General features: G+C 70.3%; 15 protein-coding genes. 8 read left to right on the forward strand and 7 right to left on the reverse strand.

The genetic code is table 11. From position 1 onward, the window contains the following. Position 1: 1 nt before the first annotated feature. The 3 genes from MPPM_RS17760 to galE form a co-directional block, all read right to left on the reverse strand. A complete protein-coding gene (locus tag MPPM_RS17760; protein WP_096486198.1) occupies positions 2-1,441 on the reverse strand; it encodes an SGNH/GDSL hydrolase family protein in 1,440 nt (479 codons plus the stop codon). A gap of 83 nt (positions 1,442-1,524) precedes the next feature. Next, complete coding sequence (locus MPPM_RS17765) at positions 1,525-2,706, reverse strand: lytic murein transglycosylase (RefSeq protein WP_096486199.1); 1,182 nt, start codon at positions 2,704-2,706, stop codon at positions 1,525-1,527. After that, complete coding sequence (galE, locus tag MPPM_RS17770; protein WP_096486200.1) at positions 2,703-3,695, reverse strand: UDP-glucose 4-epimerase GalE; 993 nt, start codon at positions 3,693-3,695, stop codon at positions 2,703-2,705. Before galE ends, MPPM_RS17765 begins: the two co-directional genes overlap by 4 nt. Before the next feature lie 171 nt (positions 3,696-3,866). Here galE and galU point away from each other — a divergent pair, with 171 nt between their 5' ends. After that, a complete protein-coding gene (gene galU / locus MPPM_RS17775; RefSeq protein WP_096486201.1) occupies positions 3,867-4,733 on the forward strand; it encodes a UTP--glucose-1-phosphate uridylyltransferase GalU in 867 nt (288 codons plus the stop codon). A 303-nt stretch (positions 4,734-5,036) separates the two neighbouring features. Here the strand turns inward: galU and MPPM_RS17780 are convergent, their stop codons facing one another. Continuing rightward, positions 5,037-5,933: an N-formylglutamate amidohydrolase gene (locus MPPM_RS17780; protein ID WP_096486202.1), complete on the reverse strand. Its 897-nt coding sequence runs from the start codon at positions 5,931-5,933 to the stop codon at positions 5,037-5,039. A gap of 309 nt (positions 5,934-6,242) precedes the next feature. Here MPPM_RS17780 and cpdR point away from each other — a divergent pair, with 309 nt between their 5' ends. From cpdR to MPPM_RS17810, 6 genes are all read left to right on the forward strand, one after another. Further along, the gene (gene cpdR / locus MPPM_RS17785; protein ID WP_003603128.1) at positions 6,243-6,599 is read left to right on the forward strand and encodes a cell cycle two-component system response regulator CpdR; all 357 of its coding nucleotides are present in this window, start codon (positions 6,243-6,245) and stop codon (positions 6,597-6,599) included. Between the two features lie 110 nt (positions 6,600-6,709). Continuing rightward, positions 6,710-6,967: a glutaredoxin 3 gene (grxC, locus tag MPPM_RS17790; RefSeq protein ID WP_017486518.1), complete on the forward strand. Its 258-nt coding sequence runs from the start codon at positions 6,710-6,712 to the stop codon at positions 6,965-6,967. Further along, positions 6,964-7,809: a carbon-nitrogen hydrolase family protein gene (locus MPPM_RS17795; protein ID WP_096486203.1), complete on the forward strand. Its 846-nt coding sequence runs from the start codon at positions 6,964-6,966 to the stop codon at positions 7,807-7,809. The genes grxC and MPPM_RS17795 overlap by 4 nt, the downstream gene beginning before the upstream one ends. Before the next feature lie 20 nt (positions 7,810-7,829). Then, on the forward strand, positions 7,830-8,351 hold the full coding sequence (locus tag MPPM_RS17800) for a DUF1178 family protein (RefSeq protein ID WP_096486204.1): 522 nt from the start codon (positions 7,830-7,832) through the stop codon (positions 8,349-8,351). A 163-nt stretch (positions 8,352-8,514) separates the two neighbouring features. After that, positions 8,515-9,174 (forward strand): peptide-methionine (S)-S-oxide reductase MsrA, encoded by a 660-nt coding sequence (gene msrA / locus MPPM_RS17805; protein WP_096486205.1) that lies wholly within the window; start codon positions 8,515-8,517, stop codon positions 9,172-9,174. A 106-nt stretch (positions 9,175-9,280) separates the two neighbouring features. After that, positions 9,281-9,784 carry a TIGR00645 family protein gene (locus tag MPPM_RS17810; protein ID WP_096486206.1) on the forward strand — a complete coding sequence of 168 codons (504 nt, stop codon included), beginning with the start codon at positions 9,281-9,283 and terminating at the stop codon, positions 9,782-9,784. A 7-nt stretch (positions 9,785-9,791) separates the two neighbouring features. Here MPPM_RS17810 and mepA read toward each other — a convergent pair whose 3' ends face one another. Continuing rightward, on the reverse strand, positions 9,792-10,721 hold the full coding sequence (gene mepA / locus MPPM_RS17815; protein WP_096486207.1) for a penicillin-insensitive murein endopeptidase: 930 nt from the start codon (positions 10,719-10,721) through the stop codon (positions 9,792-9,794). Positions 10,722-10,831: 110 nt separating this feature from the next. Between mepA and MPPM_RS17820 the strand changes: the two genes are divergently transcribed. Further along, positions 10,832-11,227: a PRC-barrel domain-containing protein gene (locus tag MPPM_RS17820; protein WP_096486208.1), complete on the forward strand. Its 396-nt coding sequence runs from the start codon at positions 10,832-10,834 to the stop codon at positions 11,225-11,227. Between the two features lie 81 nt (positions 11,228-11,308). Here the strand turns inward: MPPM_RS17820 and MPPM_RS17825 are convergent, their stop codons facing one another. Then, complete coding sequence (locus MPPM_RS17825) at positions 11,309-11,656, reverse strand: hypothetical protein (RefSeq protein ID WP_017486526.1); 348 nt, start codon at positions 11,654-11,656, stop codon at positions 11,309-11,311. 131 nt (positions 11,657-11,787) lie between these two features. Further along, on the reverse strand, positions 11,788-12,975 hold the full coding sequence (gene nhaA, locus MPPM_RS17830; protein ID WP_096486209.1) for a Na+/H+ antiporter NhaA: 1,188 nt from the start codon (positions 12,973-12,975) through the stop codon (positions 11,788-11,790).

Below are 12,975 nucleotides of genomic sequence, written 5' to 3' on the forward strand. Positions count from 1 at the left end.
CTTACCCCGGCGGCCAGCGGAAATCGTCGGCCCGGCCGGGCTGGGGCAGAGGCGCGGCGCCGCGTTGCAGGCTGCGCTCGCGGGTGCCGGTGGCATCGCCCTCCTGCGGACGGCCGGTGATCAGCGTGCCGCCGGGCGAGGTCTCGGGGCGGCCGAGCGGCACGATGGGCCCTGCCGCGGGCTTGACCGGCAGGCTCGGGATACCGGGGGGCTCGGGCAGGCTCGGCAGCATCGCGGTGATCTTGCGATCGATCGCCGCCGTGTCGTCGACGCCGAGGCCGGCCCCGCCCTCGCCGGGCGTGGCCGCGATCGCTGCGGCGGGCTGCTCGGTGGGAAGCCCGCCCTTCGCCCCCATCAGGCGTTTCAGCTCCACATCGGCGAAATGGGCGACCTTGCGCGATCCGGCGCTGGTGAAGTGGATGCCGTCGGAGGTGCGCAGCCGCGCCTCCTGTCCGTCCACGTCGGGTCCCGAGACGGTGAAGCGATTGCGGTCGTCGACGAAGCCCTGCCAGACCTCGGCGTAGGACTGGCCGGCCCGCTGAACCCGCTCGCGCACGAGGTCGTTGATCGCCGCGAAGTCGCGGCTCAAGGTTTCGCTGCGGACCGGCGGCAGGCCGACCCAGACCAGCGGCACTTTGTGCTCGGCGAACACCTTCACGACCGCGTCGACGCGGGCACCGTAGATCTCGCGCCACTTGTCCGAGAGCGCCTCGTAGCTCTGGTCGCCCTCGCGGATCGCCTGCCGGTCGTTCACGCCGACCATCATCAGGGCATAAGAGACATTGGGCGTGGCTTTGAGGAAATCCTCGGCACTCTTGGCCCAATCGACCAGATCCTTGCGCACGAGGCCGCTATCGGCCTTCGCGCGGTCGAGCACCGCGATCTCGGCATTGTCGGAGAACGCCTCGTCGATCCCCTTGGCGAGGTAGCTGGCGAGGGAATCGCCGAACACCGCGATCTGGGTCGTGGGCGTTGCCTTCGGCACCTTGGCCTTGGGTTGCGCCACCGTGGGGGCGGGGCTCGGTCGGCGGCGGCGCGCGGCGCGCTCCTCGTCCGAGCGGCTGGCGGCGGCGGGTGCACGCGGACGCTGCGGCCGGGCATAGCCGGGAGCGGGCTGCGGCGGCGGGGCCGGTTGGGCGCGCGGCTGGTCCTCCCACGGCCAGTAGAACTGGCGCGGTGCCTCCTGCGGCGGCGGAGCACGGCGGACGGGCGCCCGGCCGTAACCGTACTCGTCGGCGTAGGCCCCTCGCGCCCGGCGACGCGGCGGCGGCGCATAGGAGGGGTCGGCGGCGGGCGCGTCGTAGCTGTCGCCCCACTGCGCCGCGGCCGGCTGCGGCAGCGCGCACCACGCTGCGGCGAGCGAGAGGACGGCGAGAGCGAGAAGGCCGAGGATCGCAGGGCGGCGCGGGAACGCGGTGCGATCGGTCGGGCGGCGGTGCATGCGCGAAGCCTCGAACGAAGGAAGGGGGCCGGCGCTGGACCGACCTCACATCCGCCCAGGATAGCGCCTCGCAGGGCGCGCGTCTAAGGCCGCCCCTCGAGGCGCTCCAGCAGCGCGGGCCGGGCATAACCGTCGGCGGGCAGACCCTCGCGGATCTGGTACTGCCGCACCGCCTCGCGCAGCTTCGGGCCGGCCCGTCCATCCTGCTCGCCGGCGTAGAGCCCACGGGCGGCGAGCCCTGCCTGGAGACTCTTGAGCCCCGGCCCGTCGAGGCGGGCGGCGCCGCTGGGCCAGGGCGCGGCGAGTGCCGGGCCGCCGGCCAGCCGGTCGGCGAGGTGGCCGATCGCCAGCGCGTAGGAGTCGCTGGTGTTGTAGCCGCGGATCACCTCGAAATTGTCGGTGATGAGAAAGACCGGGCTGCCGAGCCCGCCCGGCAGGAACAGGCTCGCCTCGCCATCCAACGGCAGGGGTCTGCCGTCGGTACGCCGCACGCCGCGGGCGGCGAAACCGGCGAGCGGGCCGCGATAGCGGGTCAGGTCGAAATCCTTGGGCAGGCTCACCTCGTAGCCCCAGGACAGGCCGGGCTTCCAGCCGAGCGAGCGGAGGTAATGGGCGATCGAGGCGAGGGCATCCGCCTCCGAGCGCCAGATGTCGCGCCGCCCGTCGCCGTCGAAATCGACCGCCTCCTTCAGGTAGACCGAGGGGAGGAACTGCACCTGCCCCATGGCGCCGGCCCAGGACCCGACCATCCGCGCCGGTTCGACGTCGCCGTTCTCCAGGATCTGGAGGGCGGCCAGCAATTCGTCGCGAAACAGATCGCCGCGATAGCGGGCGTAGGCGAGGCTCGCCAGGGCACGGATCGTCGGCAGGGAGCCGGCGCTGGCGCCGAAATCCGACTCGACGCCCCAGACGGCCAGAACGACGGAACGCGGCACGCCGGTCTTCGCCTCGATCGCCGCCAGGGTGGCGGCGAGCCGCTTGCCCTGCGCCTGCCCTCGGGCGATGCGGCCCGGCGACACGGCGCCGACGAGGTAGTCCCAGACCGGCCGGCTGAACTCGCCCTGGCGTCGGGTACGGGCGACGACGTCCGGATCCGGCCCGCGAAGGTCGGCGAAGGCCGCATCGAAGGTCTTCGGCGCGATGCCGCGTGCCGCAGCATCGGCGCGCAGCGAGGCGACGAAGCCGGAAAAATCGCCGTCCTGCGCCGGGGCCGGCCCCGCCAGCAGCGCGAGGGCGAGGATCAGGGCGGCGCGGAGCGCTCTCACCGCCGGTTCCGCTTCACCAGGACATCCTCCCAAGCGAGCGCCTGGGCGACGATGGCGTCGAGGTCGTCGTACTTCGGCGTCCAGCCGAGTTCGTTGCGGATGCGGTCGGCGCCAGCGATGATCTGGGCCGGATCGCCGGGGCGGCGCGGCGACAGGCGCACCTCGAAGTCGCGGCCGGAGACGCGCTTGACCACCTCCACCACCTCCAGGACCGAGTAGCCGCGGCCGTAGCCGCAATTGACGGTCAGGCTCTCGCCGCCGCCGCGCAGGTGGTCGAGCACGGTGAGATGGGCCGCGGCAAGGTCCGAGACCTGGATGTAGTCGCGCAGGCAGGAGCCGTCCCGGGTCGGGTAGTCGGTGCCGTACACGTCGAGATGCGTGCGCTGGCCGAGCGCGGCCTGCGTCGCGACCTTGATCAGGTGGGTGGCCGCCGGCATCGATTGTCCCGAGCGCCCGCGGGGATCGGCCCCGGCCACGTTGAAGTAGCGCAGAACGCCGTAGGTGAAGCCGTGCGCGGCCGCGGCGTCGGCGAGCATCCACTCGCTCATCAGCTTCGAGCGGCCGTAGGGATTGATCGGATTCGTCGCCAGTGTCTCGGGCACCGGCACGATCTCCGGCTCGCCGTAGACGGCGGCCGTCGAGGAGAAGATGAAGTGCCGCACGTTCGTGCGCGCCGCGGTCTCGATCAGGGCGCGGGTCTTCACGGTGTTGGCGAGATAGTAGCCGAGCGGGTCGGCGACCGATTCCGGCACCACGATCTTGGCCGCGAAATGGGCGACCACATCGACCTGGTGGCGCAGGATTGTCTCGGTGACGAGCGCTTGGTCGGCCACGTCGCCGACGACGAGGCGCACCTCCGGGGGCAAGGCCCAGTCGTAACCGGTCGAGAGATCGTCGAGGACCACGACCTCCTCATGCCCGGCATCGACAAGCGCGAGCACCATGTGGCTGCCGATATAGCCGGCGCCGCCCGTGACCAGAACCGCCATCCTCTCCCCCAATCCGTCTTCCGCGATCCTTGAGCGGACACATCCAGCCCTGTTTAATGACGAAATCCTGCCAATCACACCCAAGCGGGGCTGTTAGCGGCGGCCCGCGTCCTATTTGATCTCCGTCGATCAGGGCTCGCCCCGACCAACGCCAAAAACGGGTCCCGCCACATGAAACGAATTCGCAAGGCCGTCCTTCCCGTCGCGGGCCTCGGCACGCGCTTCCTTCCGGCCACCAAGGCCGTGCCGAAGGAGATGCTCACCGTCGTCGATCGTCCCGTGGTCCAGCACGTCGTCGACGAGGCTCGGGAAGCCGGCATCGAGCACTTCATCTTCGTCACCGGCCGCGGCAAGGCGGTGATCGAGGACCATTTCGACATCGCGTTCGAACTCGACCACACCCTGCAGGAGCGCGGCAAGACGGCAGCCTACGAGGAGCTGAAGAAGGACCTGCCCAAGGCCGGTCAGACCAGCTTCACCCGCCAGCAGGCGCCGCTCGGCCTCGGTCATGCCGTCTGGTGCGCCCGCGAGATCGTCGGCGACGAGCCCTTCGCCGTGCTGTTGCCCGACATGCTGAGCCGCGGCTGCATGGGCCAGATGCTCGCGGCCTACGAGCAGCACGGCGGCAACGTCATCGCCGTGGAGGAGGTGAAGCCCGAGGAGACGCACCAGTACGGCATCGTCGCGGTCGGCGAGACCTTCGGGCAGACCTTCGAAATCACCGGCATGGTCGAGAAGCCCAAGCAGGGCACCGCGCCGTCGAACTTCATCATCTCCGGGCGCTACATCCTGCAGCCCGAAATCTTCTCGATCCTGGAGCGGGGCGAGACCGGCGCCGGCGGCGAGATCCAGCTTACCGATGCGATGATCCGGCTCGCCGAGCAGCAGAAGTTCTACGGGATGCGCTACGACGGACGTACCTACGACACCGGCTCGAAGATCGGCTTTCTGACCGCCAACCTCGCCTACGGCCTGGAGCGGCCGGAACTGGCGGACGCTCTAAAAGCTGAGATCCGAGCGCTCCTGGGAGACAAGTGAGCCGGCCGGGTGTCCAACCTCTGCATACTCTGTCCCCGCGACCGGTAGACCGGCCGCGGTGACGTGGGATGAGAGCAAAAAATCCACATATGCGAAAATGCCGGCGACCCATGCGCTGACCGCATATGAAAACGTTATCATCTCTCTTGCGATTTGTGCGCCGCGATGCGATTTGTGCATTGCGAGATCGCGATGGCGTCGCGGTCCCGCAGCCCTTCTTGGGCGTTTCCTCCCTAGACTTCGGGCCGTCCTTCGGGGCGGCCTTTTTTCTTGGCCGCAGCCGCGGCAAGGCGGGCCGGGCCCCTACTCGGCCGCCATGCGGAGGGACGACATCTCGACCGTCTCGGCGGCGACCTCGGCAAAGACCCTGGCCAAATTGTCCGCGAGCGTCGCGAAGCCGGCCGTCAGCGCCAGCGACTGCTCGTTCATGTAGAGCGCGCGGTTGATCTCGATCTGCAGCGCGTGCCGTCCGAGTCCCGGCTCGCCGTAATGCTCGGTGATGAAGCCACCGGCATAGGGCTTGTTGCGAACCACCTTGTAGCCCAGCGCCCGCAGGCGGCCCTCGACGCCCTCCACCAGGGACGGCAGGCAGGCCGTACCGAAGCGGTCGCCGAGTACGAAGTCGGCCTGGGCGCTCTCGTCCCGTCCGAGGCTCGACGAGGGCATCGAGTGGCAATCGATGAGAAAAGCCCGGCCGAACGTGCGTGCCGTGCGGTGGATCAGGCCGCGCAGGGTGCGGTGATAGGGCTTGTAGAGCGTCTCGATGCGCCGCACCGCCTCCTCGACCGGCAGCCGCTCGCGGTAGATCTCCTGTCCGTCGGCGACGATGCGCGGCACCGTGCCCAGCCCCCCGGCCACCCGCATGGAGCGGGTGTTGGCGAAGGAGGGCAGGCGGCCCGCGAACATGCGCGGGTCGAGCTCGTAGGGCTCCCGGTTCACATCGAGATAGGCGCGGGGGAAGTTGGCCCGCATCAGGGGCGCGCCGAGGCCGACGACCGAGGCGAACAGCCGGTCGACATGCGCGTCCTCGGAGCGGCGCAGAGCCAGGGCGTCGAGCCGGGAAGCGGCGAGGAAGGAGCCGGGATAATGCGCGCCCGAATGAGGCGCGTTGAACACGAAGGGAATCGCGTGCTGTGCCGGCTCGTCCACAATGAAGGGTGGATCGAACGCCTCGGGGCCGTCGGGCTGTGAAGGGCTCATCGAGACGCGGGGGCCTGAGCGTGGCGCGAAAGGAACATCACGCCACTTTGCGGCGCCTCGTCGGCCCTGTCCACCATGCGCCGCACAGAGGCGGGAGCGGGGCACGACGGGGCGCGGCGATTGTCGGGCCCGGCGCGACACCGGCCTCGTTTTAATGCTCTGTTTACCAAGCCGACGCTTTATGAAATGAACACCCACCGAGCGTCTCTCGCGAAGCGTCGGCAGCGCTGTCACGTCCCGAGGGGGCGTGGTAGCGACCGGGCGTTTCCTGAGACACTCCAAGGCGCATGGGCACCGGGACGCCGTTCGATGAAGATCCTGCTCGCGGAAGACGACAACGACATGCGCCGGTTTCTGGCCAAGGCGCTCCAGAACGCCGGCTACGACGTGCTGTCCTTCGACAACGGCCTCTCCGCCTATAACCGCCTGCGCGAGGAGCCTTTCGAGCTCCTGCTGACCGACATCGTCATGCCGGAGATGGACGGCATCGAGCTGGCGCGCCGCGCCACCGAACTCGATCCCGACATCAAGGTGATGTTCATCACCGGCTTCGCCGCGGTGGCGCTGAACCCGGATTCCAAGGCGCCAAAGGATGCGAAGGTGCTCTCGAAGCCCTTCCACCTGCGCGACCTCGTCAACGAGGTCGAGAAGCTGCTGGCCGCGTGAGCGGAGAGCCGGAGCGGCGATCCCGCCGCGCTGTGTCCCGGCCGCAGTAGGAAGATTCGGGCAGCTCGCTTATATCCGTCGCTTTCCTCACTCGGGCGCGCGACGGACCCATGCAGCCGGTCACGATCTACACCACGGCCTGGTGCCCCTACTGCTCGGCGGCCAAGAGCCTGCTGCGCGAGAAGGGCGTGTCCTTCAACGAGATCGACGTCGAGAAGACGGCGGGCGCCCGCGCGACCATGGTCCAGCGGGCCGGCGGGCGCACCTCGGTGCCGCAGATCTTCGTCGGCGACCGGCACGTCGGCGGCTGCGACGACCTCTACGCGCTGGAGCGGGCCGGCGGCCTCGATCCGCTGCTCGCGGCATGACGGACCATTCCGAATCCAGGCCGTTCGTGGCCGCCTGCGTTCAGATGCGCGGCGGACGCGACCCAGCCGCCAACCGCGAGAGCGCCGTGGCCGCGGTGCGCGAGGCGGCGCGGCGGGGGGCGGCCTATGTGCAGACGCCGGAGACGACCTCGCTGATCGAGCGCGACCGCGCCGCGCTGTTCGAGAAGGTCGGGCCGCAGGAGCATGACGCGACGCTCGCCGCCCTGCGGGAGGTCGCGCGGGCGGAAAAGATCGTCCTGCAGATCGGTTCGCTGGCGATCCGCGAGGGCGAGAAGATCGCCAACCGGGCCTTCCTGATCGATGCCGCGGGCGAGATCCACGTCTGCTACGACAAGCTCCACCTCTACGACGTGGACCTGCCCAACGGCGAGAGTTGGCGCGAATCGGCGACCTACTCGGGCGGCGACTGCGCCGTGGTGGCCGAGACGCCGCTCGCCAGCCTGGGTCTGACGATCTGCTACGACATCCGCTTTCCCGCCCTGTACCGGGCGCTCGCCGAGGCCGGTGCCACGGTGATGACGGCGCCGGCCTGCTTCACCCGCCAGACCGGCGAGGCGCACTGGCACATCCTGCAGCGGGCCCGCGCCATCGAGACCGGCTCCTTCATGATCTCCGCTGCGCAGGGGGGCCGGCACGAGGACGGGCGCGAGACCTTCGGCCACTCGCTGATCGTCGATCCCTGGGGCCGCATCCTCGCCGAGGCCGAGGGCGATGCGCCGGGCATCATCCTCGCCGAGATCGACCTCGCGCGGGTCGCGGAGGCGCGCTCGCGCATTCCCACTCTGTCCCACGCGCGCAGCTTCGGCGTGCGCCGCGCCTGAACCCTCCCCATCTCTTCCTCATGATCCGCTTCACCCTCGCCTGCGACTCGGGCCACGAGTTCGAGACTTGGTTCCCGTCCAACGCGGCCTACGACGAGCAGTCGGCGCGCGGCCTCGTCACCTGTCCGTTCTGCGACTCCGCCCGGGTCGCCAAGGCGCCGATGGCACCGGCGGTGGCGCGCACCGACCGCGACCGGCCCGAGGCGCCCGCGCCGCAGCGTCACGCCCCGGCAGGTTCCGTTCCGGCAAGGCCCAGTCCGCCAAGTCCCGTTCCGGCAAGTCCCGCCGAGATCCCGTCGCCGATGATCGCGGCCGAGCCGGAGCGCCAGTTGCGCGCTCTGCTGCGGGCCATGCGCGAGCAGGTCGTCGCCAGCGCCGAGCATGTCGGCGATCGCTTCGCCGACGAGGCACGGGCGATCCATTACGGCGACGCGGAGGATCGCGCGATCTACGGCGAGGCGAGCCCGCAGGATGCGCGGGCGCTCCTCGACGAGGGCATCGACGTGATGCCCCTGCCGCCGGCCCCGGACGACCGGCACTGATCGTCGGCCGAAGACTCGGGTCCGAGTTCGTCCGGTCACGGCTCATCGAAGGCCCGCGGCTGCCCGTCGCCAAAGCCGACGGCGATGACCATATTCGAGGAAGACCGAGTGAGCCGGCCGTCGGTTCGCCGACCGCGCGCCGCAATGATCGGAGGAATCCGCGATGCTTCTGTTCCGTAAGCGGCCCGAGATGCCGACGCCGTCCGAAGCGCTTCCCGGCCGGCCGCGTCCCCTACCGACCGCCGAGCGCCACTTCGTGAACGGCAATCCGCTGAAGGGCCCCTATCCGGACGGCATCGAGACGATCGTGCTCGGGCTCGGCTGCTTCTGGGGGGCCGAGCGCAAGTTCTGGCAGCTGCCCCAGGGCGTCCACGTCACCGCCGTGGGCTATGCCGGCGGCTACACGCCGAACCCGACCTACGAGGAGGTCTGCTCCGGCCTGACCGGGCACAACGAGGTCGTGCTCGTGGCGTACGATCCCGCCGTGCTGCCGCTGGAGGCCGTGCTCAAGACCTTCTTCGAGAGCCACGACCCGACGCAGGGCTACCGCCAGGGCAACGATGTCGGCACGCAGTACCGCTCCGGCATCTACACGCGGGACGAGGCTCAGGCCGCGACCGCGCGGGCGGTGCGCGACGCCTACGCCCGGGCGCTGGACGCGCGCGGCTACGGACCGGTGACGACGGAGATCGTGCCGCTCGACACCTTCTACTTCGCCGAAGAATACCACCAGCAATACCTCGCCAAGAATCCCGGCGGCTATTGCGGGCTCGGCGGCACCGGCGTCTCCTGCCCGGTCGGCGTCGGCGTGGCGGCGGAGTAATGCCCGCCCGGCGCCTGCAGGGCGGGCCCGAGCTTGGCCGTCTTGCGGGGCCGGAGCGCCCATGCCAAATCCCGGCCGCCCTCAGATGGCCGGGAACAGAGAGACAATGCTGGAACGTGGCTTCGAACGTTTTCTCTTCGCCTGCCGGTGGCTGCTGGCGCCGTTCTACGCCGCGCTGACGGTCACCCTTGTCGTCCTGCTGGTCCGGCTGCTGATGGAGCTGGGCCACGTCGTCTCGCACGCGCTCGAATCGACCGAGTCGCAGACCATCCTCGGCGTGCTGGCCCTGGTCGATCTGACCTTCACCGCCTCGCTGCTGATCATCGTGATCTTCTCGGGCTACGAGAACTTCGTCTCGAAGTTCGATCACACCGACCACAAGGACTGGCCCACCTGGATGGGCACGATCGACTTCAGCGGGCTTAAGCTGAAGCTGATCTCCTCCATCGTCGCGATCTCGGCGATCCAGCTCCTGAAGTCGTTCCTCGACGTGAAGAACTACAGCGACCGCGACCTCTCCTGGCTGGTCGGCATCCACATGGTCTTCGTGGTGTCCGGCCTGCTGATGGCGCTGACCGACCGGCTCTCGGCCGGACACCACGAGAAGTAGGCGGCGGCTACCGCGCGTGCAGCACGGCGCGGCAGGCATCCGGCAGGCCCGCCAGCGTCATCGGCGGGCGGGGCTTCGGCGGCGTCTTGGGCTTGGGCGGGTTCAGCACCGCCGGGCTGAACCAGTAATCGAGCTCCGCCCCGCAGCCGTCGCCGGGCGGCGGGGGGGCCTGGTCGTCGCAGGAGGCCTCGCCGCCGGGGCAGGCGAGGCGGATATGGTAGTGATAGTTGTGCCCGTACATCGGGCGCACCTTGGTCAGCCAGCCGCGATCCCCGCCCGCCTCGCGGCAGAGAGCCTTCTTGATCGCCGCGTTGACGAAGATGCGGGCCACCTCCGGCTGCTTGGCCGTCATGCGGATCAGCGCGGTGTGCTGGCGGGTCCAGACGTCTGGATCGATGTCGAGCCGGTCGGAGCGCACCACGTTGGTGGCCGAGGTCTCCTCGCGCTCGGCCCGGCTCATGCGGTGGTCGGGCATCGGCGTGAGCCAGACGTCCACGTCGAGACCGAGCTGGTGCGAGGCGTGTCCGGTGAGCATCGGCCCGCCGCGCGGCTGCGACATGTCGCCGACGAGCAGACCCGGCCAGCCGGCCTGCGGCGCGCGAGCGGCGAGCCGCTCGATGAACTCCACGAGATGGGGCGTCCCCCACATCCGGTTGCGCGAGGGACGCATCACCTGCCAGTTCGCGCCGTCGAGCGGCAGCGCCTCGCCGCCAGCGAAGCAGCCCTTGGCGTAGGAGCCGAAGGACCGGGCCGGGCCGCCGGTCGGTCCGTTGACGCGGCCGAACAGGGCTTTGGCCGGCGTCGAAGGATCGTTGGGGTTGGCCAGCGGCGGCAGCGGCTTCGGATTGACGCTGCCGCGGTCCTGCGCCGCGGCCGGGCCCATCAGCGCCGGCAGGGCGAGCGCGAGGGCGGGAAGGATCAGGCGGGGCAGCGGCATGCGCGAGGGCTCATCCGGGGTAGCAGGGTGGGGCAGGGGCGGCACGGAACGTGCCCGGCGGCATGGGCGTTTTTTATGGCAAGCTGTAACAACGTTGCAGGGTGACCACCATGGATCCGGTTCGTTCCGAGAATGCCTCCCATGATGCCCCCGCGGCCCGCAGCCTGATCGCCAGCGACCGCGTCATCGGCACCGAGGTGCGCCGGGCCGACGGCACCAAGGTCGGCCGCATCGAGCGGCTGATGCTCGACAAGCGCTCGGGCCGCGTCGCCTACGCCGTGATGAGCTTCGGCGGCTTTCTCGGCATGGGCGAGGAGTACTACACGCTGCCCTGGGCGGTGCTGCGCTACGACACCGGGCTCGACGCCTACGTCGTCGACCTCACCGAGGAACAATTGCGCGACGCGCCCGCCCGCTCGCCGGAGGGCGGCGATCCCGAGGACGAGCGCGCCTGGGAGGAGCACGTCCACCGCTACTACAACGCGGCGCCGTATTGGGGGATCTGATGCGGTGCCCGCGCGGCACTTCGGACGGGATCCCCGACCGCTTTCCCGACGGAAACCGACCGGATCGGGGGCGGGAACGCCTCAGGGCCGCGTCAGGAATCCGATCGGCTCGCGGGGCGGTTGACCGAGCCAGACCAGCACCGCGCCGAGACCGAGCCCGAACAGGGCCGCCGGAACGAGCCCGAGCGGCGTGAGCAGCACGGTCTCCGCCCAGGGGGCAGCCTGCCGGATCGAGGCGCCCAGCGCGGTGATCCGCTCCTGCGGCAGGGATTGAATCAGCTGCGCGAGGCTCGTCACCCGCAGGCCGTTATTGGCGATGGAACGGGCGCCGTCGTAGCAGAGCTGCACGAAACCCGCCGCCATCACGACGAGCCCGAGCGCCCGGCTGAGGAACGGCAGTCCGAGGAAACGGGAAACGGTTCGCAGCATGTTCGCCCTCGCGCGGAAGCGGCCCGCCTCCGCGACAGCTCTGACCAGCCGTGACTAGGCCGTGGGGGGACCTCAGGCAAGAACTCTGAGTTCAACCGTCGGCGGCGGGGCCCGTTCGCCGTGCTCCCCGCTCAGATCTTCGATTCCCTGGGCGCGGAGCGCGCCAGCAGCGCCGCCCCCACGATGCCCGACAGCAGCGAGCCGCCGAGCACCCCGAGCTTCGTCTCGGTTCCGTGCAGGCCGTCGGTGAAGGCGAGCGCACCGATGAACAGGCTCATGGTGAAGCCGATCCCGCACAGGAGCGCCACGCCGTAGACCTGGGGCCACGTCGCCCCTGCCGGGCGCGAAGCGAGGCCCGCCGCGACGGCGAGCCGGACGCTGAGGAAGATGCCGGCCTGCTTGCCGAGGAACAGGCCGAGGGCCACGCCGAGGGTCACGGGATCGACCAGCGCCCGCGCCGGCAGGCCGAGCAGGGTCACCCCGGCATTGGCGAAGCCGAAGATCGGCACGATCAGGAACGACACCCAGGGACTCAGGCCGTGTTCGAGCCGGTGCAGCGGCGAGGTCGTGTCCTCGGGCTTGCCGGGGCTCGGGTGGATCGGCACGAACAGGGCGAGCAGCACCCCGGCCACGGTGGCGTGGACGCCGGAGCGCAGCACGAAGTACCAGAGCGCGAGGCCGAGGAGCAGGTAGGGCGTCAGCGCCCGAACGCCGAGGCGGTTGAGGGCGAAGAGCGCGGCGAGGATGCCGGCGGCGGTCCCCAGCATCCCCCCGTCGATCTGCCCCGTATAGAACAGGGCGATGATGACGACCGCGCCGAGGTCGTCGACGATCGCCACCGCCGAGAGGAAGATCTTGAGCGAGACCGGCACGCGTGAGCCGAGCAGCGCCAGGACGCCCAGCGCGAAGGCGATGTCGGTGGCCGCCGGGATCGCCCAGCCGCGGGCGGTCGCTTGGCCTGCATTGAAGGCGAGGTAGACGAGAGCCGGCGCCGCCATGCCCGCGCCCGCGGCCACGCCCGGCAGCACCCGCGCCGGCCAAGTGCGCAACTGCCCGTCGAGGGCCTCGCGCTTGATCTCGAGCCCGACCAGCAGGAAGAACACGACCATCAGGCCGTCATTGATCCAGTGCAGCAGGCTCATCGGCCCGACGGAGACGTGGAGCCCGTGGTGATACGCCTCGGCCAGGGGCGAGTTCGCCACCGCGAGCGCGGCGGCGGCGGCGGCCATCAGCACGAGGCCGCCCGCCGATTCGTGGGCGAGCGTGCTGCGCACCACCGAGAGCGGGCGCGGCAGAATGGGACGGGTCACCGGCTTCAT

The sequence above is a fragment of the Methylorubrum populi genome, assembly GCF_002355515.1.
GTDB classification, from domain to species: Bacteria; Pseudomonadota; Alphaproteobacteria; order Rhizobiales; family Beijerinckiaceae; genus Methylobacterium; species Methylobacterium populi_A.

What these genes read in the sequence shown, in the direction of transcription:
- MPPM_RS17825 (WP_017486526.1), bottom strand. Translation starts at nt 11,656, where the DNA reads ATGCTGCGAACCGTTTCCCGTTTCCTCGGACTGCCGTTCCTCAGCCGG.
- msrA (WP_096486205.1), top strand. Translation starts at nt 8,515, where the DNA reads ATGCTTCTGTTCCGTAAGCGGCCCGAGATGCCGACGCCGTCCGAAGCG.
- MPPM_RS17800 (WP_096486204.1), top strand. Translation starts at nt 7,830, where the DNA reads ATGATCCGCTTCACCCTCGCCTGCGACTCGGGCCACGAGTTCGAGACT.
- MPPM_RS17810 (WP_096486206.1), top strand. Translation starts at nt 9,281, where the DNA reads ATGCTGGAACGTGGCTTCGAACGTTTTCTCTTCGCCTGCCGGTGGCTG.
- MPPM_RS17760 (WP_096486198.1), bottom strand. Translation starts at nt 1,441, where the DNA reads ATGCACCGCCGCCCGACCGATCGCACCGCGTTCCCGCGCCGCCCTGCG.
- cpdR (WP_003603128.1), top strand. Translation starts at nt 6,243, where the DNA reads ATGAAGATCCTGCTCGCGGAAGACGACAACGACATGCGCCGGTTTCTG.
- nhaA (WP_096486209.1), bottom strand. Translation starts at nt 12,975, where the DNA reads ATGAAGCCGGTGACCCGTCCCATTCTGCCGCGCCCGCTCTCGGTGGTG.
- grxC (WP_017486518.1), top strand. Translation starts at nt 6,710, where the DNA reads ATGCAGCCGGTCACGATCTACACCACGGCCTGGTGCCCCTACTGCTCG.
- galU (WP_096486201.1), top strand. Translation starts at nt 3,867, where the DNA reads ATGAAACGAATTCGCAAGGCCGTCCTTCCCGTCGCGGGCCTCGGCACG.
- galE (WP_096486200.1), bottom strand. Translation starts at nt 3,695, where the DNA reads ATGGCGGTTCTGGTCACGGGCGGCGCCGGCTATATCGGCAGCCACATG.
- MPPM_RS17795 (WP_096486203.1), top strand. Translation starts at nt 6,964, where the DNA reads ATGACGGACCATTCCGAATCCAGGCCGTTCGTGGCCGCCTGCGTTCAG.
- MPPM_RS17780 (WP_096486202.1), bottom strand. Translation starts at nt 5,933, where the DNA reads ATGAGCCCTTCACAGCCCGACGGCCCCGAGGCGTTCGATCCACCCTTC.
- MPPM_RS17820 (WP_096486208.1), top strand. Translation starts at nt 10,832, where the DNA reads ATGGATCCGGTTCGTTCCGAGAATGCCTCCCATGATGCCCCCGCGGCC.
- mepA (WP_096486207.1), bottom strand. Translation starts at nt 10,721, where the DNA reads ATGCCGCTGCCCCGCCTGATCCTTCCCGCCCTCGCGCTCGCCCTGCCG.